The following is a 22,283-nucleotide window of genomic DNA, read 5'->3' as shown; positions in this document are numbered from 1 at the left end:
AGCTCTTTACTGCGCGGCCACCTTGGCCGGCGCCGCCATTTGCAGGGTGCGGCTCAAGAAGCCCCAGCGGTCGGCGACTTCTTCGATCACCTTGGTGGTCGGCTTGCCGGCGCCGTGGCCCGCCTTGACGTCGATGCGGATCAGGATAGGCGCGCCGCCGCTTGGCTGCGCGGCCTGCGCGGTCGCGGCAAACTTGAAGCTGTGCGCCGGGACCACGCGGTCATCGTGGTCCGCCGTCGTGATCATCGTGGCCGGGTAGCACACGCCAGGCTTGATGTTATGCAGCGGCGAATACTTGACCAGCGCCTTGAATTCGTCGGCGTTGTCGGACGAGCCGTAGTCGGACGTCCACGCCCAGCCGATGGTGAACTTGTGAAAGCGCAGCATGTCGAGCACGCCCACCTGCGGGATGGCCGCGCCGAACAGCTCCGGACGCTGCGTCATCGCCGCGCCCACCAACAGGCCGCCGTTGCTGCCGCCACCGATCGCCAGCTTGGCGGGCGACGTGACCTTGTTCGCGATCAGCCATTCGGCCGCGCCGATGAAGTCGTCGAACACGTTCTGCTTGTGCAGCTTGGTCCCGGCCTCGTGCCAGGCTTCGCCGTATTCGCCGCCGCCGCGCAGGTTGGCCACCGCGTACACGCCGCCCATTTCCATCCACGCCAGGTTGGCGGGCGAAAAGCTCGGCGTGATCGAGACGTTAAAGCCGCCGTAGCCGTACAGGTAGGTCGGATTGCTGCCATCGAGCTTGATGCCTTTTTTGGAGACGATGAACATCGGCACCTTGGTACCATCGCGGCTGGTGTAGAACTGCTGGCGCGTTTCGTACCCGGCCGGGTCGAAGTCGACCTTCGGCTTGCGAAACACCGTGCTTGCGCCGCTCTTCATGTCGAGGCGGTAGATGGTGGTCGGGTTGGTGAAACCGGTGAACGAATAGAACGTCTCGCCATCCTTGCGCTTGCCGCCAAAACCGCTGACCGTGCCGATGCCGGGCAAGGTGATGTCGCGTACCAGCTTGCCTTTGCGGTCGAACACCTTGACCATGCTGCGCGCGTCGGCCAGGTACTCGGCAACGATCTGGTTGTTGACCAGGTTGGCGCCCACCAGCGTTTGCGCAGACTCCCCGAGGACCTGCTTCCAGGAAGCTTCCTGCGGGTGGCGCGTGTCGATGGCGACCACGCGCGCGCGCGCGGCGTTCTTGTCGGTCTTAAAGTAAAAAACTGCGCCGTCGTTGTCGATAAAGTCGTACGATGCTTCGAACTTGTCGATCAGCGGCAGCACCTTGCTGCCCGGTTTCGACAGATCCTTGTAGAACACGCGGTTCCGGGGTGCCGTGCCCTTGGAGGCGGTGATGATCAGGTATTTGCCGTCGTCGGTCACTTCGCCGCCGAAGCCCCACTCCTTCTCGTCGGGCCGGTCGTAGACCAGCACGTCGGCGCTTTGGGGCGTGCCGATTTTATGGAAGTACAGCTTCTGGAAGTAGTTCACGCTGGCCAGCATGCCCGCTTCGTCGGGCGCGTCGTAGCGGCTGTAGAAAAAGCCCTTGCCGTCCGCAGTCCAGGAGGCGCCGGAGAACTTAACCCACTTGAGGTGGTCGTCAAGGTCCTTGCCGGTGTCGATGTCGCGCACCTTCCATTCGTTCCAGTCCGAGCCTGACGCTGCAGTGCCGTAGGCGAGATATTTGCCGTCCGGGCTGACGGCGCTGCCGGCCAGGGCGACGGTGCCGTCGGCGGCCAGCGTATTCGGGTCGAGCAGCAGGCGCGGCTCGTCAGCGAGGGACTTCATCGTGTACAGGACCGCCTGGTTTTGCAGGCCGTCGTTGCGGCTGTAGAAATAGCGCCCGCTTTCCTTGTACGGCACGCCGTAGCGCTCATAGTTCCACAGCTTGGTCAGGCGCTGCTTGATGGTCTCGCGCTCCGGGATCTGGGCCAGGAACGCTTGCGTGACCTTGTTCTCGGCCTCGACCCAGGCGCGCGTCTCGGCGCTGTTGGCGTCTTCGAGCCAGCGGTACGGGTCGGCGATGGTGGTGCCGTGGTAAATATCCTGCTGCGTGCCCTTCAGAGTCGCCGGATAGCTCATTGTTGACGCGCCCGGGGGGCAGGATTGCGCGACTGCGTTTGCGCTGAACGTGCTGAGTGTGCCGAGCATGGCGAGCAGGCTGGCGACCAGGGTGACGTGCCTCATTTGCATAAAATTTCCGTCTTTTGGGTAAAGAGTCGAAGACGGCAAGACCGGATCGCGGACTGCCGCTGCTGGCGATATGCCGGGGGAGATGATAACGTGAAAATGCGGCACGGGCGAGCTCAACATGGCTAAAAAAATACTTCGTAGAACCAGGAACAGTAGGCCGTCGATACGGAAAAGCGCAGCGCATTTCGACCTGCACGGGTGCCGAGACTTTTTGGGCGGAGCCCTGCAAATGTGGCTATACCGGCGGCACCCAGGCCGCGATCCACGCGGCCAGCTCGTCGCCCGGCATTGCCCGACTCATGAAATAGCCCTGCCCCTGGTCGCATCCCAACGCCGCCAGCAGGCGCCACACCGCCTCGCTCTCGATCCCCTCGGCCACTACGCGTAAACCCATGTTGTGGCCAAGGTCGATCGTCGAACGCACGATCTTGGTGTCGCCGCTATCGTGCTCCATGTTGAGCACGAACGACTTGTCGATCTTCAGTTCGTCGACCGGCAGCCGCTTGAGGTAGGCCAGCGACGAATAACCGGTGCCGAAATCGTCGATCGACAAATCCACGCCCATCGCATGGAGCCGCTCGAGCGTGAGCTGGGCGCGCACCGGGTCGTCCATGATGGCGCTCTCGGTGATCTCAAGGCAGAACGATTGCGCCGCCACTTTGTGGCGCTCCAAAATCTCGCCAAACTTGGCCGGCAGGTCCTGGTCGAGCAAATCGCGGGTCGACAGGTTGACCGATATTTTCAGGTGGATGCCTTGCTCGGCCAGCTGCCGGCACAGCGCCGCCGAGCGCTCCAGCACCCAGCGCGTGAGTACGCGAATGAATCCGGTCTGCTCGGCAAACGGGATGAATTCGTCCGGGAACACGTTGCCGCGCTCGGGATGGACCCAGCGCACCAGCGCTTCGGCGCCCACCACTTCGCCGGTGTCCAGGCGCAGCTTGGGCTGCAGGTGCAGGCGAAATTCGTCGCGTTCGATCGCGTTGCGCAGTTCGCTCAACAAGCCCAGGCTCTTGGCGCTGGCCGTGTCCATGGCCGCCTCGTACAAAATAGCGCCGTCGTTGCGCTGCTTGGCCTGGTACATCGCCACTTCGGCCATCGACAGCAGCTCCTCGGCTTTGGCGCCATGCGCGGGAAAGGCTGCGATGCCTAGCCCGGCGCCGATGTCGACGGTCTGGTCATCGAGTGAAATCGGTACTTCGAGCACCTGCAGGATGCCCGCCGCGACAGATTGCGCGCGCTCCACGTTGACGGCCGAGAGCAGCACCGCAAATTCGTCGCCGCCCAGGCGCGCCACGTGCGCCGACGGATCGGCGGCCGCCATGTGCAGCTTGAGGCGCGCGGCGACCTGGCGCAGCAGCTCGTCGCCGAAGTCGTGGCCCATGACGTCGTTGACGTGCTTGAAGCGGTTCAGGTCCATCATCAGCACGAACGCCGCGTGACCGGCGCGGCCCGCCTCGGTCAGCGCTTCGCCCAGCAGCAGCACGAACTGGGCGCGGTTAGGCAGGCCCGTCAGCGAATCCCAGTAGGCCAGGCGGCCGATCTCGTGCTCGCGCTTGGCGATCCCGTCGCGCATACTGTCAAAGGCCTTGGCCAGCGCGCCGATTTCGTCATTGCGCTCCAGATTGATCTGGCCGCGGTAGTCGCCCCGTTCAAGCCGGCGCGCGGTGGCCGCCAGTTCGCGCAGCGGCTGGGCGACGCGCTTGGCGGTCAGCACCGCCGCCACGCCGGCCACCAAAATCCCGATCACGGTCAAGGCTACCAGCGTGCGTTCGAGCCGTACGTACTGCGCGGTGGCGGCGTCAATTGAGCGCGCCAGCAGGACGCCCGCATCCGGACCGATCTGCACCAGGCGCGCGCTGTACGGGCTGCCGCCGATATCGATCTCGATGGAACGCGCCGACTTGCCGGGCAAGGCGTGCAAGTCGCTGACCACCTGGGGCATCAGCGCCGGCGCCAGCGTCGAGGCAACCGGCGTCCAGCGCCCGTCGGGCGCGCGCGCAAGGATGGCCACGTCAAGGGCGGACAACTGCTGCATGTCCACCGCCAGCTCGCGCTCGATGGCAAAACCCATCGCCACCCAGGCGATCGTGATCGGCGCCTTGACCGGCATGACGACGATCTGCACCGGGCGGTTGTCGACCACGGCAATGGCGCTGGCGCCGTCGGCCTGTTCGGCGCGGTCGAGCAGGCCGAGGACCAGATGTTCGATCGACGAGCGCATGGCGATACCGCTGGCAGCGCTCACCTTGCGCTCGCCGTCGATCAGCATGGTCAGGTCCGCGTGCGCGCGGCGCGCGCTGTTTTGCAAGGCTGATTCGATGGTGGCGCGGTCGTTCGCAGCGCCATTGCCGACCGCTTGCACGAAAGCGGTGTCGCGCGCCAGTACCTGGGCCGAAAAGCGCTGGGTTTGCGCGCTTTGCTCCAGAAGCTTGCTGAACACCTTCTCGCCGTTATCGAGTTCGGTGGCGATGGAGGCGCGCGCATTGCGCTCGATGCCTTGCTGGATTACCAGCAAGCCGAGCACCTGTACGACGATGATCAAGGCCAGAAACAGTGTCGCGATGCGCCCTTCCAGGCTGTTGAAGCGCATCTTCACTAGTTGCTCTGCGCGTCGGCCCCGATTGGCGGCGGTTTGAGCGGCAGCTTGAACGAAAGTGCCGACGGCGCTTCACTCCTGAGCGCGACGCTTTGCTCGGCAATGGCGCCGCTCATCTGGTAGTGCCAGGCCGTCACGGTGTATTTGCCGGCGGCCGGCACCTCGATGCGCGCCACGCCGGCCGCGTCGGTCTTGGCAAAATAGGGAGAATCGACGACTTTCACATATGACACCATGCGATCATGGATATTGCATCCCAAGACCACCAGGCCGGCTTTCTCGAACACTTGCGGCGCGGCCGTCACGCCGCTATAGAGTTTTTGGTCGAATTTTTTGGCGGGCGAAAACGAATAGATATGGTGCTTGACCTTGTCGTTATTGGGAAACGACACGCGGCTGCCGGTCTGGATCACGGTGACCAAGGGCAGGAACTTCAGGCCGCGCTGTTCGATCTGACCGGGTGTTAACACGCGCGGCATGGCCACACCGCCCTCGGCGTCGACAACCACGACGGCGTCGGCGAGCGGCTTGCCGGCGCTGTCGCTGACCTGCACCGTCAGCGCGCCGGCGTGGGCGCCGTACGCGGCCAAACACATTGTTGCCAGCAAGGCGGGTCGGAAGGGAAGTTTCATGAGCCTCGGTCGGGTGGAAGTATGGCATCGGTATGCCTGCCTGCCGGACTATTGTAGCGCCATCGCGAAAGTTCCGAGAAGAACTTTCAATCGCGCCAGGGCAATTCGGCACGGCACATTGCACGCCTTGTCTTTATATACATGCCCGCGCTGCCGCTCAGTGCGCGCCGCGGGCGGCGGCGCCCGTTGCATGGCTCAGTTGCCACTGGCGCGACAGGTCGAGCGCCGAGCCGATTTCGGACGGGGTGAGGCGGCGCGCGACGATGCTCTTGTTGGCGCTGGCCGTTTCGTCGCCAGCGTCGGCGGCCAGCAGCATCCACATGTAGGAGCGCACGGTGTCGCGCGGCACGCCGCGCCCGCTGCTGTACATGCCGCCCAGGTTGTACTGGGCCAGCGCATGGCCCTGTTCGGCCGCCTGCTGGTACCAGTGCACGGCCAGTGCGTCGTCCTGCGCAACGCCTTGCCCGTTCGCATACATGACGCCGAGATTGTTTTGCGCACTGGCGTCGCCCTGCTCGGCGGCGATGCGGTACCAGCGCGCCGCTTGCGCTTCATTCTTGGGGACGCCCTGGCCGGTAGCATAAATAACGCCCAGGTTAAACTGGGCGTTGGGTGCTCCCTGGTCGGCGGCGCGGCGATACCATTCCAGCGCGCGCAATTCGTCGCGCGGCGCGCCGCGGCCGTTGGCGTACATGCTGCCCAAGTTGTATTGCGCCAGGATGTGGCCTTGCTCGGCCGAGCGCAGGTACCAGGCCATGGCAAGCGCTTCATCCTGCTTGACGCCCTGGCCGTTGGCCAGCATCACGCCCAGGCTGAACTGGGCGTCGCGGTCGCCCTGCTCGGCTGCGCGCTGCAGCCAGGCAAAGGCGCGCAAGGCATCGCAGCGCACGCCCAGGCCTTCGGCATAGGCCACGCCCAGCTGGCGCTGGGCGCCGGCACAGCCTTGCGCTGCCGCCTGGCGAAACCAGCACAGCGCTTGCGCGTCATTCGCTTCAACCCCCTGCCCGCGCTTGTACATCAAGCCCAGGTTGAGCTGGGCCTGCACTTCGCCCTGCACCGCCGCCTTGCGAAACCAGGCCATGGCAAGCGGAAAGTTCATCGGCGCGCCGTGGCCAAACAGATAGCATTCGGCCAGCAAGCTTTGCGCGCTGGCCACGCCTTGCTCGGCCGCCCGGTAAAACCAGGCGAGGGCCAGTTCATGGTTTTGTTCAAGGCCGCGGCCTTTCTTGTACATTTGCCCGAGGTTTTGCTGGGCCGACGCGTCGCCCTGCTCGGCCGCGTGGCGAAACCAGTAGGTGGCCTCGGCATCACTGCGCTCGACGCCGCGGCCGTTGTAATACAGGGCGCCGAGGTGGTTCTGGGCAAAGGCAAGTCCTTGCAGCGCAGCCTGGCGCAACCACTTGTAGGCGTGCGCGTAATCGCGCTCGATGCAATCGCCTTTTTTGTACATCAGGCCCAGATTGAACTGGGCATATGCGTCGCCGCGCTCAGCTGCCTGGCGGAACCACACGTAAGTCTGATAGTTCTCGCGAGATATATTCTGGCGGTTCATGCTCATCCTCCGGCGCGAAGCCGTAAAAACGCAGGATTAATGGAGCTGCAACAGGCACTAAGCGAGCTGAGAAGTATTGCTAAAATTTTAATATGGGAAGAATGACGGCGTTTGACTGTTCGCAAAAGCGTGGCCGTGCACGCACGATATGGCACATGAAAAAACCCCGCAGTGCGTGTTCACGGCGGGGTTTCAATTGCATGCGGAAAGTATCGGGCGCGCCGGAGCAGCATCGGCCCTGTTTCGGGTTAGTGCCTCATCGGGACATGGTCGCATCTGACGCCCACTTTGGCCGCCTCCCGGGCCGGCTTGGGACCGCATGCGTACACCACCATCGCCAGCAACGCCAGGCACCAGACGATCAGCGCACCGGACGGAAGATCGAGAAACACCGACGCCACCAACCCGCAGCCATAGCCGCCCACACCGGTCAGGTAAGCGAGCGGCAGCTTGCGCGGTTCGGCATAATGGCGCACCGCCAGGCTGGGCACGATCAGGCTGGCGAAGACCAGGTACACGCCCACCAGCTGGACCGAGGCGGTCACGGCCATCGCGAACACCAGGTAGAAACCCAGACGCCCCATGCGGTGATTGAAGAAGTACAGGATCGCCAGGATCGCGACCGAACCCAATGCCGGCATCAGTAACTGTCCGAAACTGACCCACAGAATCTGCCCGGCAAGCAACTCCTGCATATGCTCGCCACCATGGGGGTTGTGCGCCACCAGCAGCAGGCCGGCGGTGGCCGCCAAAATAAACATGACCCCGATCTGCGCCTCCTGCACGTCGGGCCAGCGTTTTTCGGTCCAGGTCAGCAGCAAGGCGCCCAGCACCGCCGCCACGCCGGCTGCCACCTGCACCGCCCAGCCGCTGGGGTCGAGCTGGCCGCTGCTGGCAATGATGACGCCGAGCGCGGCGATCTGCGCGATGGCCAGATCGATGAAGACGATGCCGCGCTTGAGCACTTGCGCGCCCAGTGGAACATGGGTGGCAAGCACCAGGATGCCGGCCAGAAAGGCCGGCAGCACGATCATCAAGTCCAGACCCGTGTCGTTCATTTCGCTGCAGCCAGCAGGCGCTGGACGGTGGTGTCAAACATGGCGAACAGATCTTTCGACTGCGCATCGGCGCCCACCGTAAACGGCAGCACGACCGCGGGAATACGGGCATGCTCGGAGAGCCAATTGGACGCGCGCGCATCCTGGTAGGCGGCGCGCAAGACCATCTTCGCCGGTTGGCCTTGCAGCTGGGACAGTAATTGCCCAAGCTGGGCCGCGCTAGGCTCGACGCCCGGCTTGGCCTCGAGCGTGCCGACCTGGCGCAAGCCGAGCCAGTTCATCAAATACTCCATGTTCTTGTGATGCTCGACCACGGCCACATTGCGCAGCGGCGCCGCCTGCTGTTCCCACTTGAGCATGGCGGCGTTCCAGCGCCCGGAAAAATCCTTGTAGCGCACTTGATAGTGGGCGGCATTGGCCGGGTCGATCTCTGCCAGGCGCTTGGACAGGGCGGCGGCAACCAGCGCAATATTATGGGGATTTTGCTGAATGTGCGGATTGCCCGATGCGTGCACGTCACCTTCGCTGCGGTCCAGCTTGGCCGGCACGTCAAGGCGCGGCACAAAGCTGCCCGCTACAAAGTTGCCCGGCTGGCCGGCGGCAATCTTGGCATTGCCCGACTGCTGGACCAGTACCGGCAACCAGCCCGTTTCCAGTTCCAGCCCGGTGCACACGATCAGGTCGGCATTGCGGGTGCGCGCGATCAAGCCCGGGCGCGCTTCGATCCGGTGCGGATCTTGCAAGGCATTGGTGGCGCTGCTTACTTTAACCTTGTCGCCACCCAGTTCCACGGTGAGCGCTTCCCATTCCGGTTCGCAGGCCAGCACGCTCACGGCCGCGTGCGCGCTCAGGCTTGCTGCGGCGAGAAAAATCGAAACCAGCGATTGTTTGACGATGTTGTTGATAATGTTGTTCATTATTGTGCTCCTTAGAACGCGTGGGCAGCGTGTGTGCCCAGGCTCATGATGTACTGCAGGAATATTTGATTGTCGGGCGTGCCGGAACGGGCCTGGTCGCGCGCGAACTGCAGGCGCATGCGAGAAAATTCCGACGGGCTATAGTCGAGCATCAGGCTGCTGCGCCGTGGCGCATAGCTTTCCAGGATCGGAAACATGGCACCGGTCAGGCCGATAGCCGGCGTGCCCGACGCCAGGCGGTCGTAGCGCAGGCCGGCGCGCCAGGCCGGCATGAACTGGTAGACCGCCTGCGCATACCAGCCCGACTGGACGGCGGCGTAGTCGCCGCTGGCGCCGTCATTGGCCAGGCTGCCGCTTTCCTTGCGCCGCAAATACTCGCCTTGCAGCTTGAAGTTGCGCTGGGTGGCGTTGCCATTCGGCGCCCATTTATAGACCGCGTCGGCCATCAGCACCGTGGAGCGGCCCGTGAAGGCGGCGGTCAAGCCGGCGTTGTCGAAGGCGCGCTCGACAGCGCCCGTGCGCAGGTAGGACAGGCCGGCGCGCCAGCTTGCCGAGTCGCCGATATCGTTGCCGGCGTGGGCGAACACGGCCGTGGAATTGAAGCCATTTTTGTTGCGATCGTTGCCTGGCGGCGCAGCGCCGCGTCCGGCTTCCATGCCCAGTTGAATATAGGTGTCGGTCGGCGCCAGCCAGGTCAGTTGGCCGCCATCGGTCTTGTACTGGCCGCCGAACATGGCCTGGTACGCCAGCGGCGCATCGACAAAGTCCCAGGTGTGCGCATGCTGGCCGTTCAGGTAACCGATCGAGGACAGGAAGCGCCCGGCCCGCGCATTGACGCCGCCGGCAAGCGCGCGCGTTTGCACAAACGCTTCTTCCACGCCAATCTCGTTTTCGCCGGACAAGGCAAAGGTCAGGCGCCCGCTGAACATGGGATCGATATTGGCCGACAAGGTCAATTCCGACTCGCCCAAATTGAAACTGCGCGCGCCCGGGCCTACTTCGCCGCCCAGCGGCATGAAGCCCTGGATGCGGTAGCTGCCTGGGTCTTGCGACAGGTTGTTGAAGCTGCCGCCGAGAACCATGGAGATATCGGGATTGAAGGCATTGCTGTTGGCCGCCACCGGCGCGACGGCTGGGGCCGGCGCCTGCGCTGGAGTCTGGACAGCGGCCTGGGCCGCGCTGTTTTGGGCCTGCGCCGTAGCGGCCTGCGCATCTTGCAAACGCTGCTCGAGCGCTTGCAGGCGCGCTTCGTAGGATTGCTTCATTTCCTGGATCTGGGCGCGGATGGCGGCCAGTTCCTTGTCGTCAGCGGCGAAAGCCGACACCGGTGCTGCAAACGCGGCAAGCAATGCCGCGCCAAGAATGGAACGTTTGAACATGATAATCCTGTTAGCAATAAGAATGACAAGCCCCTGCGCAAGGCGCAGCGGACGAGCAAATGCAAAAAAACTAGGACAGGACGGGGGGAGCGCGGGACTGGAAGGCGAGAATGATGCGGGCGCCAGCGGCGCGCGCCGGAATGCCGGCGATGGCAAAAGACGCTTGCTGCGGCACGTCTAGTTGCGCCGGCGAACTGACCAGCGGTCCGGCCAGCTGCGCAAAGGCGAGGCACTGGTTACAGCTCTGGTCCTGCGCCAGCGCCGCCTTCAGGGCGCCGTCGGCGTCGACCTGGGTCCGGGCCTGGGCCTGCGCCGTACCGGCATTGTTACGCTGCCCGGTCAAGTGCGAGAGCACGTGCGTGGACGCCAACTGCTGTGAAACAAGCAGTAGCAGCGACAACAGAACACGGACGAAGGCCTGGCGGGTCATGGTAGCGCTATTGTAAGACGATTAGGAAATATCTGGCTGCTTATTTGTAACAGCGTATTTATGCAGGAAGTCGGGCACTTTGGCCGCACTTAATTTATTTACCGAGACCAGTAGCTGGGGACAAACCGGTCCGAGCTTGTAAGTACTGCCCAGATGGCGGCTAATATGGATCAGCACTTCGGCCGCCACTTCGGCATCGGACTCGGCCCTGTGCGCCGCGCTGCGAAAGCGAATACCGAGCTGCCCGGACAGCAAACCGAGCTTGTAGCTGCCCAGTCCAGGGAACACGCGGCGCGACAGTTTTAGCGAACAGACCAGGCCGACGTGACGCGGCGCCAAATCCAGCCGCGCCGCCTCGGCCTTGAGGAACTTTTCGTCAAAGCTTGCGTTGTGGGCCGACAAGGCGTCGTCCCCGATGAAGTCGAGCAGCTCGGGCACCACGCGCGAGGCTGGCGGCGCACTGTCGACCATGGCTTGGGAAATGCCGGTCAGGTGGGTGATAAAGGAAGGAATTCTGACCTGGCAATTGATCAGCGACACGTAGCGCTCGGTGACCTTGCCGCCCACGATGCGCAGCGCGGCCACCTCGGTGATGCGGTCTCCCATCGCGGGCGAAAGCCCGGTGGTCTCGAAGTCAAGCATGACGATAGGTTTTTCAAACATGCCGTAGCCTACCCGTATTTGCGCACTGCATCAAGGGCCAGGCCGGCGCCAATGCTGCCGAACAGATCGCCTTCGACCTTGCGCGCCCGGGGCAACAGCGCCCCGATCCGTTCGCGCAGCATGCGCACGCCGCTCGAGCCACCGGTAAAGAAAACGGTATCGACCGCGTCGGCACGCACGCCCGCGTCCGCCAGCAGCTTGAGCACGGTCTGGTCGATCTGGCCGACCAGGTGGACAATGGATTCTTCAAAATCCTTGCGGTGCAGCACCAGGTTTTCGGGCGGCGACAAGCGCTCCAGGTGCAATTCGGTGCTGGCCGCGCCCGACAGGGCGATCTTGCCCTCCTCCACCTTCATCGCCAGCCAGTGGCCGGCGCGGTCATCGATCAGGCGCTGCAGGCGGCCGAGTTTTTTGGGCTCGCGCGCGTCGCGCGCCACATCGGCCAGCTGGGTCCAGATCTTCTTGGTATAGGCAAGATTAATCGTGTGCCAGGTTGCCAGGTTAAAGTAATAGCTCGACGGAATGGCGCTGCCATTGTTCATCAGGCTCTGGTAGCCAAGCAGCGGCATGACGGACGACAAGCTGAGGTATTTGTCGAAATCGGTGCCGCCGATATGCACGCCGCCAGTCGCGAGGATATCGTCGCGCCGTTCTGCCTTGCGGGAGCGCTCCGGCGACAGGCGCACCAGTGAAAAGTCGGACGTACCGCCGCCAATGTCGGCGATCAGCACCAGTTCTTCGCTAGATATTTGCGATTCGTAGTCGAACGCGGCGGCGATCGGCTCGAACTGAAAGGCCACGTCTTTAAAGCCGACCGCGTGCGCGATGCCGGCCAGCGTATCTTCGGCCAACTTGTCGGCAGTGGCGCTATCGTCGATGAAAAACACGGGACGGCCGAACACTGCCGAGGTAAATTCGCGGCCCGCCTCGCGCTCGGCGCGCCGCTTGACTTCGCCAATGAAGTGCGTCAGCAGCATGCGAAACGGCAAGGCGCGCCCGCCCACTTCGGTCTGACCATCGATCAGACTCGTCCCCAGCAAGCTTTTAAGCGAGCGCATCAGGCGGCCCTCGTAGCCGGCCAGGTAGCCGGCCAGGGCCGCGCGGCCGTAGCTGACCTCGTCGTCGTCAGCGTTGAAAAACACCACCGACGGCAAAGTCGGCTTGCCGTCTTCGAGCGCGAGCAAAGCCGAACCCGCCTCGCCATTGGCGCGCGGACTGATGAAACCAACCGTGGAATTAGACGTCCCGAAATCGACGCCGCAAGCGTTGCCCATGTGACCCTTTGTCGTAAGGGGCGATATTTTACCAGATTCTTACCAGATTCTTACCAGATTCTTACAAGATTCTTACCGGATTCCAAGTCCCATTCGTCGCCGGAAATTCCCTGCGGCTGGGCGACATCTGAACACGGTCCAAGTTTCGTGCGCTACGCGCCCGCATGACCGGCGTCAAGGCGCGCTAAAACGCCTTATCGTGCCCCCGCCTCGCCTCGCTATAGTCAGTCGCACTGTAATTGATCTGTGATCGGTTTTAATATTGCAGGAGGCGGCAATGCGTGTCACGACGGCAGATGGCGAAACCCCGGAATTTGTTGACGAGCACGAACACGGACATCCGCACGGCTGGCGGCGCTGGCTGTACGCCACCAACCACAAGGATATCGGCACGCTGTACCTGTGGTTTTCCGTGACCATGTTCATGGTGGGTGGCGTGCTTGCGCTGCTGCTGCGCATGGAACTGTTCCGACCGGGCCTGCAATATTTCGCGCCGGAGCTCTACAACCAGTTTGTCACCATGCACGGGCTGATCATGGTGTTCGGCGCCATCATGCCCGCCTTTGTCGGCTTCGCCAACTGGATGGTGCCGCTGCAGGTGGGCGCGGGCGACATGGCGTTTGCGCGCATGAACAATTTTTCGTTCTGGTTGCTGCCGCCGGCCGCGCTGCTGCTGGTGGCAAGTTTTTTCACGGGAGGCGGCGCCACCGGGTCGGGCTGGACCATGTATCCGCCACTGTCGCTGCAGATGGGCGCGGGCATGGACATGACCATCTTCGCCATCCACCTGATGGGGGCCTCCTCGATCATGGGCTCGATCAACATCATCACCACCATCCTGAACATGCGCGCGCCGGGCATGACGTTAATGAAATTGCCCATGTTTTGCTGGACCTGGCTCATCACCGCCTATCTCCTCATTGCCGTCATGCCGGTGCTGGCGACAGCCGTAACGATGCTGCTGACCGACCGCCACTTCGGCACCACGTTCTTCAACGCGGCCGGCAGCGGCGACCCCGTCATGTTCCAGCACGTGTTCTGGTTCTTTGGCCATCCTGAGGTTTACATCATGATCCTGCCGGGCTTTGGCATGATCTCGCACATTATTCCCGCCTTTGCGCGCAAGCCCCTGTTCGGCTATGCATCGATGGTGTACGCGACGGCGGCCATTGCCATCGTGTCCTTTGTCGTGTGGGCGCACCATATGTTCGCCACCGGCATGCCGGTCACCGGCCAGCTGTTCTTCATGTACGCGACCATGCTGGTGGCCGTGCCCACTGGCGTGAAGGTATTCAACTGGATCGCTACCATGTGGCGCGGTGCGCTCACGTTCGAGACGCCCATGCTGTTCGCCATCGGCTTCATCTGGGTGTTTACCATCGGCGGCTTTTCCGGGCTGCTGCTGGCGGTCGCGCCCATCGACATCCAGGTGCACGACACCTACTACGTCGTCGCCCACTTCCATTACGTGCTGGTGGCCGGTTCCCTGTTCTGCCTGTTCGCCGGCTACTATTTCTGGGCCCCCAAGTGGACCGGGCACACGATCAACGAGCGGCGCGGCAGGTTTCACTTCTGGAATTCGCTTATCTGGGTCAACGTCACCTTTTTCCCCATGCACTTCCTCGGACTGGCCGGCATGCCGCGCCGCTACGCCGACTATCCCACCCAGTTCACCGATCTGCACAGCTTTACATCCGTCGGCGCCTTTCTGTTCGGCCTGTCGCAGGTGTACTGGCTTTTCGCCGTCGTCATCCCCAACATTCGCGGCGGCGAAAAGGCGCCCGCCAAACCTTGGGAAGGTGCTGAAGGGCTCGAATGGACGGTGCCGAGTCCGGCCCCCTTCCATACCTTTGAGCGGCCCCCGCTCATCAAGTAGGGCTTCCCATGACGCGCGAATGGCGGCTAAAACGCAACTGCTCGCTGTCGCCGCGCCAGGTGGGAAAAGCGTACGGCACGCTGGCCGGGTTCGTGCTGGCAATCGGTTTGGCGTTCGCCGCGCGGGGAGTCTGGTTCGTGTTCGCCTTTGGCGTCCTCGAACTCGTCGCACTGGCATGGGCGCTGCTTTACTACGCGAGCCATGCAACGGACCAGGAACACGTTGCGCTCACTGACGGTTGCCTGCTCATTGAAAGGATCGAAGCTGGCGAAGTGAAGCAAATCAGGCTTGATCCGTACTGGACCAAGATTGCCGTACCGAGCCGGCGGCACACGCTGATCGCGCTAGAGTCGCGCGGAGTAAAGGTGGAACTTGGCGCCTTTGTTTCGCTTGAAGAGCGCGAGAAGGTGGCGCAGGAACTGCGGCGGGAACTGCGCGCGAGCAGTGTGCTGGTGGTCTAGCTGGCACCCGGACAGTGCGCCAGCGCGATGGTTAACCACCGCAATGTCGGCCAGTACCTATGAACCAGCCTGTGTGCAGGCTTTCATCGCCTGACGCAAATCGTCACTTTTTCCCCGACAGAAAACAATGCTGTTCCCGCCGTGCTATTCCCGCCGTGCTATTCCCGCCGTGCTATTCCCGCAGTGCTATTCCCGCAGTCCCGTTCCCGCTCCCACTGTACGGAACGCGCAAGGACTTCCGCACAAATTTAGCGGCCGCAGTTGACGCTTTTTGTCAGCAGAGCGACGGCGCGCGCGGAGGGTCAAACGTGCAACGGCGCCCGCCATCATTGAGAAAATACCATACGACCCTGACGAACCCCTGACGAAAATGCAGATAACAACAGGCGAACAAAAATTTAATATAAATCATTTTTATTTCTATATGGCAATTAAAATTCAGTCACCGGATCGCTCGGTCACGGTCTTTTTGAGGAGATAAAAATATGAACAAGCTCACATTGCCACGCACCTTGATCGGCGCCGCTTGCGCCGCCCTCCTGATGGCTGCCTGCGGCGGCGGTAGCGGTGGCGGCGCAGCGGCGCCAATCCCCGCACCGCTTCCCGCACCTGCACCCGCACCCGCACCTGCACCTGCGCCTGCACCTGCGCCTGCCGTGCCCGGTGCACCCACCATCTACGGCACCGTGACCGGCTTCGGCAGCATTATTGTCGATGGGGTGCGGATCGACGATAAGCTCGTCGCGGCATTGAAGGAGCATGCCGACGGCGCCCTCGCCAGCATCGAACTGAAACTGGGCCAGCATGTCGAGGTCGAACACGACGGCAACCTGGTCGCTACCAAAATCCGGGTTGCCGCCGAAGCCGAGGGCGCCGTCGCCGCGCTCGACTTTTCCGCAAAAACCTTGACCGTACTCGGCCAGACCATCACCATCAACACCGACGCCGCGCTTGGACCGGTCACCGTCTTCGGCGCCCCGTATGCCAGTCTGGCTGACGTCAAACTGGCCGATGGGGTGGAAATCCATGGTTTGCTTAGAACCGATGCGAGCGGCAAGGCTACGCTGCAGGCCACCCGCGTCGAGAAAAAAGTGATGGCCGAAGTCGCAGACCGCGTCAACGGCATCGTATTTGACTTGTCGAGCGCGAACCATACCTTCAAGGTCGGCAATCTGCTGGTCGACTACAGTACCGCCACCATGGTGCCTGCCGGCGTGGTGCTGACCAAGGACAGCGAAGTGACGGTAACCATTCCTTTGGGCACTGTGGAAAAAGGCGTCGCCGTCAAGGCCAGCGCCATCAAGGTCAAGGACCGCAAAGCGGAAACACTGGGCAAGGAAGTTGAACTCGGCGGCGCGGTAGCGGCCTTCAATACCGAAACACGCGTGCTGACGTTAAACGGCGTCAAGGTCGATATAGCGGCCGTCGCCTTTACGCAGGAAGGCAAGGGCTTGGCCGACCTGAAGCCAGGCGCTTACATCGTCGTCAAGGGAATTTATAGCGGCGAGAACGTCCTCAAGGCTGCAAGCGTAGTCATCCGCGGTGTAGAACAGGAAAAAGGCAAGGACATTGAACTGCACGGCACAATTGTCGACTTCAAATCGGTTGCCGACTTCAAGGTGCGCGGCGTGCGGGTGGACGCCACCGGCGTCGTGCTCGACAGCGCCTCCTGCCCCGGCGTCAGCCACCTGGCCAACGAATTGCAAGTGGCGGTGTTCGGCAGCCTGGCGCCTGGCGGCGCAGTCAAGAGCGCGGCTATCAAGTGCGAAAAAGTGGCCGACGGCACCATTGTCGTCACCCGCCAAGGCAAAGTAAGTGCGGTCGATGCGGCTGCCCATACGTTCAGCATGACGACGGCCAAGGAAACGCTGACGGTGCACTACGGGAGCGCGACCACCTTCATCGGCATCGAGGCGGCGAACCTGGCTGGCCATGCTGTATCAGTGGAAGCGACCGCCTCGCCCACGGCCGGATTGCAGGCTCGCAAGATCTCGCTGATGCTCGAATAGGACCAATCAGAAAGCATTTTGCATGAACCTCCCGCGGACTAATCTGCGGGAGGTTTTTTACTTCACGCCTCCATACGCCAGCGGACCAAGCAAAAAAGGGGTTAAGCCCGAATGCCGTTCAATTAAGGCTGAACGGCATTCATCTTAAATGGTGTAATCTGTACGAGCTGGTCAAAACTGTTGGACTAAGCCGCTGCGCGGCGGGTGGCATTTCGGCGGTTTTCGCTAGGAATTAGTGCGCTGGTTCATATGCTGAAATCGGGGGATGTTCCCGGCTTTGGCGGAGGAATCAGTCATGAACACCTTGCGCAGTCAAATGCAGGCCGATATGGTCCTGCGCGGCCTGTCGCCGCGAACACAGCAGCACTACATCGCCGCCGTGAATGGGCTGGCGGCCCACTACAACAAGCGCCCGGACGCCCTGTCTCAGCAGGAAGTGCAATGCTACCTGCTGCACCTGATCGAGGAGCGCAAGCTGGCCTGGTCGAGCACCAACCAGATGGCCTGTGCGCTGCGCTTTTTTTACCACGTGACGCTGGCGCGGGACGATATCGGCTTCATCATTCCGAACCGGAAGGTTCCGGCCAAACTGCCGGAAATTCTCTCGCGGGAGGAAGTGCAGCGCGTTCTCGACGCCTGCAGCAACCTGCGGCGCAAGGTCTTGCTGACGACCACCTACGCGGCCGGGTTGCGCGTGACGGAAACATGCGCGCTGAAGGTGGCCGACATCGACAGCGATCGAATGATGCTGCGCGTGTCCGGCGGTAAGGGCGGCAAGGATCGCTACACCCTGCTGTCGCCGGCGCTGCTCGCGCTGCTGCGCCAGTACTGGCGCGGCGCCCGTCCGACCGACTGGCTGTTTCCCAGCGCCGGCAACGGACTGGCGTTGAAGACCGGTGTGGTGCAGAAGGTCTTCTACGCGGCCAAGCAGCGTGCCGAAGTGGTCAAGCGCGGCGGCATCCATTCGCTGCGTCACGCGTTCGCCACCCACCTGCTCGAAGCGGGCGTCGACATCCACACCATCGGCACCTTGATGGGACACGACCGGATCGACACCACCGCGCGCTACCTGCATCTGCGCGCGCAGGTGGCCAACACCGACTCTCCGCTGGACCTGCTATCGGGGCTGCGCACCCGGCATTAGGCCGTGTCCGGCGCCGGCCGCGTCGAACTGGCCGATATCCTGCGCATTCACGGGCCTGCCTGGCTGGCCAGGCACCGGCTCGCGCGCAGTCAGGCCAAGGCATGGCGCGCCATCGTCGCCTGCCGCACCGCCGCGCTTGGCGGCCATGTCGAACAGTGCGACAGCTGCGGCGCGACCCGGCACGTCTACCACTCATGCCGCAACCGGCATTGCCCGAAGTGCCAGACGCGCGCCAAGGAGCAATGGATAGCGGCGCGTCAGCGCGAATTGCTGCCGGTGCCGTATGTGCATCTGGTGTTTACCATTCCGCACGCCTTGAACGGCCTGGCAGGCAGCCACTTCCGGCTCGTCACCGATATCCTGTTCGCGGCGAGCGCGCGCACGCTGCTCGAGTTCGGCGCCAATCCGCGCTGGCTCGGCGGCGCGCTGGCCCTCTCGCTGGTGCTGCACACGTGGACCCAGAACCTGCTGCGCCACCTGCATGTGCATGCGCTGGTGGCCAACGGCGCGCTCGCCGACGACGGACGATGGATACACGGCAAGCCGCATTTCCTGTTTCCGGTCAAGGCCTTGTCGAAGGTGTTTCGCGAGAAGTTCATCGACGCGCTCACACTGGCGCGCAGCGACCGGCGCCTCGGTCCGGCGGGCGACGGTGCGAACTGGGCTGGCTTGCTGGCGGCGCTGCGCCGGCACGATTGGGTCGTGTATGCCAAGGAGCCGCTGGGCGGACCGGCCCAGGTGCTCGACTATCTGGGCCGATATACGCACAAGACCGCCATTTCCAATGAGCGGATCGTCGCCGTGCGCGACGGCGAGGTGCTGTTTCGGGCGCGCGCGCGCGATCATTCCGGCAAGAAGCGCATCGAACGCCTACCGGTCGACACCTTCATCGGACGCTTCCTGTCGCATGTGCTGCCGCCCGGTTTCAAGCGCATCCGCCATTACGGCCTGCTGGCCAACTGCCACAAGCGCGAGCGGCTCGAACGCTGCCGGAGCGCGCTCGCGCTGCCGCAACCCGAGCCGGCCGTGATCGAGGCGGTCGAGGCCTTCATGCACCGCGTCGCCGCCATCGACGTCACGCGCTGCACCTGTTGCGCGTACGGGACCTTTCGCTTCGTCGAAGCCATCGCGCCACGCTGGCATGCGTGCAATGCGAGAGGGCCACCGCCATGACGCGAGGGACCTGGAGCGCTCGATTGCGCAACGACGTGCCATGGCGCGCACAGGTGCCGTGGATGGGTGCGTCGGCATCCATGAAATCGCCGCGCGGCATGCCATCGCCGCCCGCGCCGGGAACCGGGCCAACGTGCTCGGGGGACCAAAACACATTGGCATTGACCGACATCGCGTCAGGGCCGCCTAATGCAATGCTCGGGCGACGCTTACAATCTCCATATTGAGCGCCGGTGGTGCGGCTCAGTCCAACAGTGTTTATCTGCCGCTGCTCAGGCGCCGGCCAGGCTCAGCGCAGCCGGAGCGCCAGATGAACTCTATTCGTTGGCGCCGATCCAAATTTGACCCACCGCGCCGATGCAAATGCGACCCCGAGCGGGGCTGCGGTTTTGAGTAGCAGCCGCAATAAATTTATCAACTTAACGGCGATGAATTCGTGTGTATGGGAGGTGGGTAGCACATTCCCCTATTTGCGCCCGCAAGTTAACGATATAAATGGTTTAAATTGTTAATTCAATCTAGCTTCCTTAACCTGCTGCGGCCTTGACATCAAGTGACTAAGTTGTGCGAGGCGAAAGGCGGCGGCCACTCCGAAACTGCCATCTGTACTGGCCGTTTGATGACTTCAACGCATGACTTGAATTAGCTTGCAGTGCTATTCGCCGACCAGCTTTTTTACGGAGAGAACCGCTTCTACTCCCCCTGACCTGATGTAGTGGCGTATCCCATCAAGCGTGGAAAGTTGCTCAAGCCAGGCCACTCCATCGCCCAGTATGGCCTCAATCAGTGATGCCGAGGGGGGAGCAATGGATTCTGCAGAGACGATCTCGTTCCAGAAGCGATCAGAAGCGATTTGTTCAAGGCGCGCTCGGACATGGCAGCGGTACTCAGGCGGGCGTTCTTCTTGTCCCAGTTGTTTAACGTACACCCCCAGGTTGATGTAGACCCCAGGTCCAAAGGAACTTTTTTGGATATTGATGACGCCAATTGTTTCGATATTCGAGAGCCACCAAGTTTGACCCTGTTTGCGGAAACCAAGTGCCTTAAGCTGAGGCGCAATTGAAGTCTCGAGTTGCATTCTCTTGACGCCTGATGTACGGGGCTGAAGTGTGGCCGCAACTGCACTCCAAAATTTTTCATCTTCATACAACATTTTTTCATGGCTGCAGTCGCCAGCTTCGCTACATAAAGGTGAGCGCGGCTACCATGATCGAGTGCCAGTTGGTGGGCTGCCCTCGTTACTTCGATCCAATCAAGTGGCATTCACGATCCTATCACGTGATATTAGCGTTATATCTCCCGCCACCGAGAGATGACGGCCGACGGCGGTTGGCATCGGCAGCATCTGCGATTGCTCCTGTTCCAACACGTCGGCGACGCTCAGCTCCTGGGTACTCGGGATGAGGCAATCCGCGCCACAACGTCGGGTCACGCTGGCCAAGCCACGCGTTCAGTTCCGCGAACAAAGGCGAACTTGCGGGCCTGCGCCTCGATCCAGACGCGCCGACTTCCGGCTACGTTTTCCCGTACTTTTCCCGTACACGCAAAAAAGGCCTGCAACTGAACATTGCAAGCCTTTAATATAGAACGAATTCTTGGTGGGAAGTGCAAGTTTCGAACTTGCGACCCCTGCAGTGTGAATGCAGTGCTCTACCCCTGAGCTAACCTCCCGAAACGCGGCGTATTATCGCACACCATTCTCAAATCGTCACGCTTGGCGCGTAATTTCTCCAAATACAGCTGCCTTTGACCGCCTTGTCGAGGCCGCCGAGCAGGGTTTCATGTTCGGCCAGCTCTTCGGCGCTCGCGGCCAGCAACACGATGTCGGCCAGCGCGACCGCCTCCAGCAAGCCGCCGCCTTCGGCCACTTCTTCCTCGAGATCCATGGACAGGCTGTTTTGTCCGCGTGTCATCGACAAATACACATCGGCCAGCAATTCGGCGTCGAGCAGCGCGCCGTGCAGCTTGCGGTGCGCGTTCGACACGCCATAGTGATCGCACAGCGCGTCGAGCGAGTTGCGCTTGCCTGGCCGCATTTCCTTGGCGTTGACCAGCGTATCGATCACGCTGCTACAATGCCCGGTAAACGATGGCAAGCCGAGCAATTTGAATTCGTTGTTCAAAAAGCCCAGGTCGAACGGCGCGTTGTGGATGATGACTTCGGCGCCCTGGATATAGTCGCGCAGCTCAGCGACAATCTCCGCAAACTTCGGCTTGTCGCGCAAAAATTCGGTCGTGATGCCGTGCACCGCCAACGCGCCCTCTTCCGAATCGCGCTCCGGATTGATATACCGGTGAAAATTATTTCCCGTCAGCATGCGGTTTTTCAATTCCACGCAGCCAATTTCAATCACCCGGTCGCCCGTGCGAGGGTTCAGGCCGGTAGTTTCAGTATCGAGGACGATTTGACGCATGCTGTTCCAGGTGTTGGGCAAAGAAAGGCGCGCAGTATAGCAAAGCGCGCCGGCGGACACGGGAAACGGCTAGCGGCCGACGGTCTCGGCGCCGCGATTGGCCAGCACGTCGGCCCGTTCATTGCCTGGATGCCCATTGTGTCCGCGCACCCATTTCCACTCGACCTTATGCTGGTGCTGGGCCAGGTCCAGCGCCTTCCACAAATCTTCATTCTTGACCGGTTCCTTGGCGGCCGTTTTCCAGCCGCGCGCCTTCCAGCCATGGATCCACTCGGAAATACCTTTTTGGACGTACTGGCTGTCGGTGTGCAGCACCACTTCACAAGGGCGCGTCAAGATCGTCAGCGCTTCGATTACGGCGCGCAATTCCATGCGGTTGTTGGTGGTGTTCGGCTCGCCGCCAAAAATTTCCTTCTCGTGGCCGTCGGCCACCAGCAATGCCCCCCAACCGCCCTTGCCTGGATTGCCCTTGCAAGCGCCATCGGTAAAAATATCCACTTTACTCATACTTGCTT

18 protein-coding genes and 1 tRNA gene are annotated in these 22,283 nt (G+C 62.2%); 5 read left to right on the top strand and 14 right to left on the bottom strand.

What is annotated here, in order from left to right; genetic code table 11:
- Positions 1 to 6: 6 nt before the first annotated feature.
- The 10 genes from ACP7D4_RS18690 to ACP7D4_RS18645 form a co-directional block, all read right to left on the bottom strand.
- A complete protein-coding gene (locus ACP7D4_RS18690) occupies positions 7 to 2,184 on the bottom strand; it encodes a prolyl oligopeptidase family serine peptidase (RefSeq protein WP_426210699.1) in 2,178 nt (725 codons plus the stop codon).
- A 241-nt stretch (positions 2,185 to 2,425) separates the two neighbouring features.
- Positions 2,426 to 4,780, bottom strand: coding sequence for a putative bifunctional diguanylate cyclase/phosphodiesterase (locus ACP7D4_RS18685; protein WP_426210697.1), 2,355 nt, complete (start codon positions 4,778 to 4,780; stop codon positions 2,426 to 2,428).
- A 5-nt stretch (positions 4,781 to 4,785) separates the two neighbouring features.
- Positions 4,786 to 5,418, bottom strand: coding sequence for a methylamine utilization protein (locus tag ACP7D4_RS18680; protein ID WP_426210651.1), 633 nt, complete (start codon positions 5,416 to 5,418; stop codon positions 4,786 to 4,788).
- A 157-nt stretch (positions 5,419 to 5,575) separates the two neighbouring features.
- Positions 5,576 to 6,970, bottom strand: coding sequence for an SEL1-like repeat protein (locus tag ACP7D4_RS18675; RefSeq protein ID WP_426210649.1), 1,395 nt, complete (start codon positions 6,968 to 6,970; stop codon positions 5,576 to 5,578).
- Positions 6,971 to 7,218: 248 nt separating this feature from the next.
- A complete protein-coding gene (locus ACP7D4_RS18670; RefSeq protein ID WP_426210647.1) occupies positions 7,219 to 8,028 on the bottom strand; it encodes a metal ABC transporter permease in 810 nt (269 codons plus the stop codon).
- Positions 8,025 to 8,945: a metal ABC transporter substrate-binding protein gene (locus ACP7D4_RS18665; protein WP_426106934.1), complete on the bottom strand. Its 921-nt coding sequence runs from the start codon at positions 8,943 to 8,945 to the stop codon at positions 8,025 to 8,027. Before ACP7D4_RS18665 ends, ACP7D4_RS18670 begins: the two co-directional genes overlap by 4 nt.
- Positions 8,946 to 8,956: 11 nt before the next feature.
- Positions 8,957 to 10,324 (bottom strand): hypothetical protein, encoded by a 1,368-nt coding sequence (locus tag ACP7D4_RS18660; RefSeq protein ID WP_426106933.1) that lies wholly within the window; start codon positions 10,322 to 10,324, stop codon positions 8,957 to 8,959.
- A 70-nt stretch (positions 10,325 to 10,394) separates the two neighbouring features.
- Complete coding sequence (locus tag ACP7D4_RS18655; RefSeq protein ID WP_426210645.1) at positions 10,395 to 10,754, bottom strand: hypothetical protein; 360 nt, start codon at positions 10,752 to 10,754, stop codon at positions 10,395 to 10,397.
- 21 nt (positions 10,755 to 10,775) lie between these two features.
- Positions 10,776 to 11,417, bottom strand: coding sequence for a 3'-5' exonuclease (locus ACP7D4_RS18650; RefSeq protein WP_426106930.1), 642 nt, complete (start codon positions 11,415 to 11,417; stop codon positions 10,776 to 10,778).
- Positions 11,418 to 11,425: 8 nt separating this feature from the next.
- Entirely contained in the window at positions 11,426 to 12,691 is a 1,266-nt protein-coding gene (locus tag ACP7D4_RS18645) for an Hsp70 family protein (protein WP_426106929.1), read from the bottom strand.
- 277 nt (positions 12,692 to 12,968) lie between these two features.
- Here ACP7D4_RS18645 and ctaD point away from each other — a divergent pair, with 277 nt between their 5' ends.
- From ctaD to ACP7D4_RS18620, 5 genes are all read left to right on the top strand, one after another.
- Positions 12,969 to 14,567: a cytochrome c oxidase subunit I gene (gene ctaD / locus ACP7D4_RS18640; RefSeq protein WP_426210643.1), complete on the top strand. Its 1,599-nt coding sequence runs from the start codon at positions 12,969 to 12,971 to the stop codon at positions 14,565 to 14,567.
- An 8-nt stretch (positions 14,568 to 14,575) separates the two neighbouring features.
- A complete protein-coding gene (locus ACP7D4_RS18635; protein ID WP_426210641.1) occupies positions 14,576 to 15,028 on the top strand; it encodes a DUF2244 domain-containing protein in 453 nt (150 codons plus the stop codon).
- Between the two features lie 485 nt (positions 15,029 to 15,513).
- Positions 15,514 to 17,037 carry a DUF5666 domain-containing protein gene (locus tag ACP7D4_RS18630; protein ID WP_426210639.1) on the top strand — a complete coding sequence of 508 codons (1,524 nt, stop codon included), beginning with the start codon at positions 15,514 to 15,516 and terminating at the stop codon, positions 17,035 to 17,037.
- Between the two features lie 295 nt (positions 17,038 to 17,332).
- A complete protein-coding gene (locus ACP7D4_RS18625) occupies positions 17,333 to 18,181 on the top strand; it encodes a tyrosine-type recombinase/integrase (RefSeq protein WP_426210638.1) in 849 nt (282 codons plus the stop codon).
- A gap of 3 nt (positions 18,182 to 18,184) precedes the next feature.
- Positions 18,185 to 19,354, top strand: a complete 1,170-nt coding sequence (locus ACP7D4_RS18620) for an IS91 family transposase (protein ID WP_426210636.1) — start codon at positions 18,185 to 18,187, stop codon at positions 19,352 to 19,354.
- Positions 19,355 to 20,009: 655 nt separating this feature from the next.
- Here ACP7D4_RS18620 and ACP7D4_RS18615 read toward each other — a convergent pair.
- From ACP7D4_RS18615 to rnhA, 4 genes are all read right to left on the bottom strand, one after another.
- Entirely contained in the window at positions 20,010 to 20,432 is a 423-nt protein-coding gene (locus tag ACP7D4_RS18615; RefSeq protein ID WP_426210634.1) for a DUF4304 domain-containing protein, read from the bottom strand.
- A gap of 518 nt (positions 20,433 to 20,950) precedes the next feature.
- Positions 20,951 to 21,025 (bottom strand) — tRNA-Val (locus ACP7D4_RS18610).
- 29 nt (positions 21,026 to 21,054) lie between these two features.
- Positions 21,055 to 21,768 carry a DNA polymerase III subunit epsilon gene (gene dnaQ / locus ACP7D4_RS18605; RefSeq protein WP_426210633.1) on the bottom strand — a complete coding sequence of 238 codons (714 nt, stop codon included), beginning with the start codon at positions 21,766 to 21,768 and terminating at the stop codon, positions 21,055 to 21,057.
- A gap of 69 nt (positions 21,769 to 21,837) precedes the next feature.
- Positions 21,838 to 22,275, bottom strand: a complete 438-nt coding sequence (rnhA, locus tag ACP7D4_RS18600; RefSeq protein ID WP_426106298.1) for a ribonuclease HI — start codon at positions 22,273 to 22,275, stop codon at positions 21,838 to 21,840.
- Positions 22,276 to 22,283 lie beyond the last annotated feature (8 nt).

Source organism: Massilia sp. TWP1-3-3 (assembly GCF_049897805.1).
GTDB lineage: Bacteria > Pseudomonadota > Gammaproteobacteria > Burkholderiales > Burkholderiaceae_D > Telluria_A.
The sequence above is the reverse complement of the archived record's forward strand: the minus strand, read 5'-3'. Positions and strand labels throughout refer to the sequence as shown.

Bases quoted from the DNA above. Each gene is read 5' to 3' on its own strand.
- ACP7D4_RS18685 (WP_426210697.1), bottom strand. From the start codon at position 4,780: ATGCGCTTCAACAGCCTGGAAGGGCGCATCGCGACACTGTTTCTGGCC.
- ACP7D4_RS18625 (WP_426210638.1), top strand. From the start codon at position 17,333: ATGAACACCTTGCGCAGTCAAATGCAGGCCGATATGGTCCTGCGCGGC.
- ACP7D4_RS18655 (WP_426210645.1), bottom strand. From the start codon at position 10,754: ATGACCCGCCAGGCCTTCGTCCGTGTTCTGTTGTCGCTGCTACTGCTT.
- ACP7D4_RS18670 (WP_426210647.1), bottom strand. From the start codon at position 8,028: ATGAACGACACGGGTCTGGACTTGATGATCGTGCTGCCGGCCTTTCTG.
- ACP7D4_RS18660 (WP_426106933.1), bottom strand. From the start codon at position 10,324: ATGTTCAAACGTTCCATTCTTGGCGCGGCATTGCTTGCCGCGTTTGCA.
- rnhA (WP_426106298.1), bottom strand. From the start codon at position 22,275: ATGAGTAAAGTGGATATTTTTACCGATGGCGCTTGCAAGGGCAATCCA.
- ACP7D4_RS18690 (WP_426210699.1), bottom strand. From the start codon at position 2,184: ATGAGGCACGTCACCCTGGTCGCCAGCCTGCTCGCCATGCTCGGCACA.
- ctaD (WP_426210643.1), top strand. From the start codon at position 12,969: ATGCGTGTCACGACGGCAGATGGCGAAACCCCGGAATTTGTTGACGAG.
- ACP7D4_RS18615 (WP_426210634.1), bottom strand. From the start codon at position 20,432: ATGCAACTCGAGACTTCAATTGCGCCTCAGCTTAAGGCACTTGGTTTC.
- ACP7D4_RS18665 (WP_426106934.1), bottom strand. From the start codon at position 8,945: ATGAACAACATTATCAACAACATCGTCAAACAATCGCTGGTTTCGATT.
- ACP7D4_RS18650 (WP_426106930.1), bottom strand. From the start codon at position 11,417: ATGTTTGAAAAACCTATCGTCATGCTTGACTTCGAGACCACCGGGCTT.
- ACP7D4_RS18675 (WP_426210649.1), bottom strand. From the start codon at position 6,970: ATGAACCGCCAGAATATATCTCGCGAGAACTATCAGACTTACGTGTGG.
- ACP7D4_RS18645 (WP_426106929.1), bottom strand. From the start codon at position 12,691: ATGGGCAACGCTTGCGGCGTCGATTTCGGGACGTCTAATTCCACGGTT.
- ACP7D4_RS18630 (WP_426210639.1), top strand. From the start codon at position 15,514: ATGAACAAGCTCACATTGCCACGCACCTTGATCGGCGCCGCTTGCGCC.
- ACP7D4_RS18635 (WP_426210641.1), top strand. From the start codon at position 14,576: ATGACGCGCGAATGGCGGCTAAAACGCAACTGCTCGCTGTCGCCGCGC.
- dnaQ (WP_426210633.1), bottom strand. From the start codon at position 21,768: ATGCGTCAAATCGTCCTCGATACTGAAACTACCGGCCTGAACCCTCGC.
- ACP7D4_RS18680 (WP_426210651.1), bottom strand. From the start codon at position 5,418: ATGAAACTTCCCTTCCGACCCGCCTTGCTGGCAACAATGTGTTTGGCC.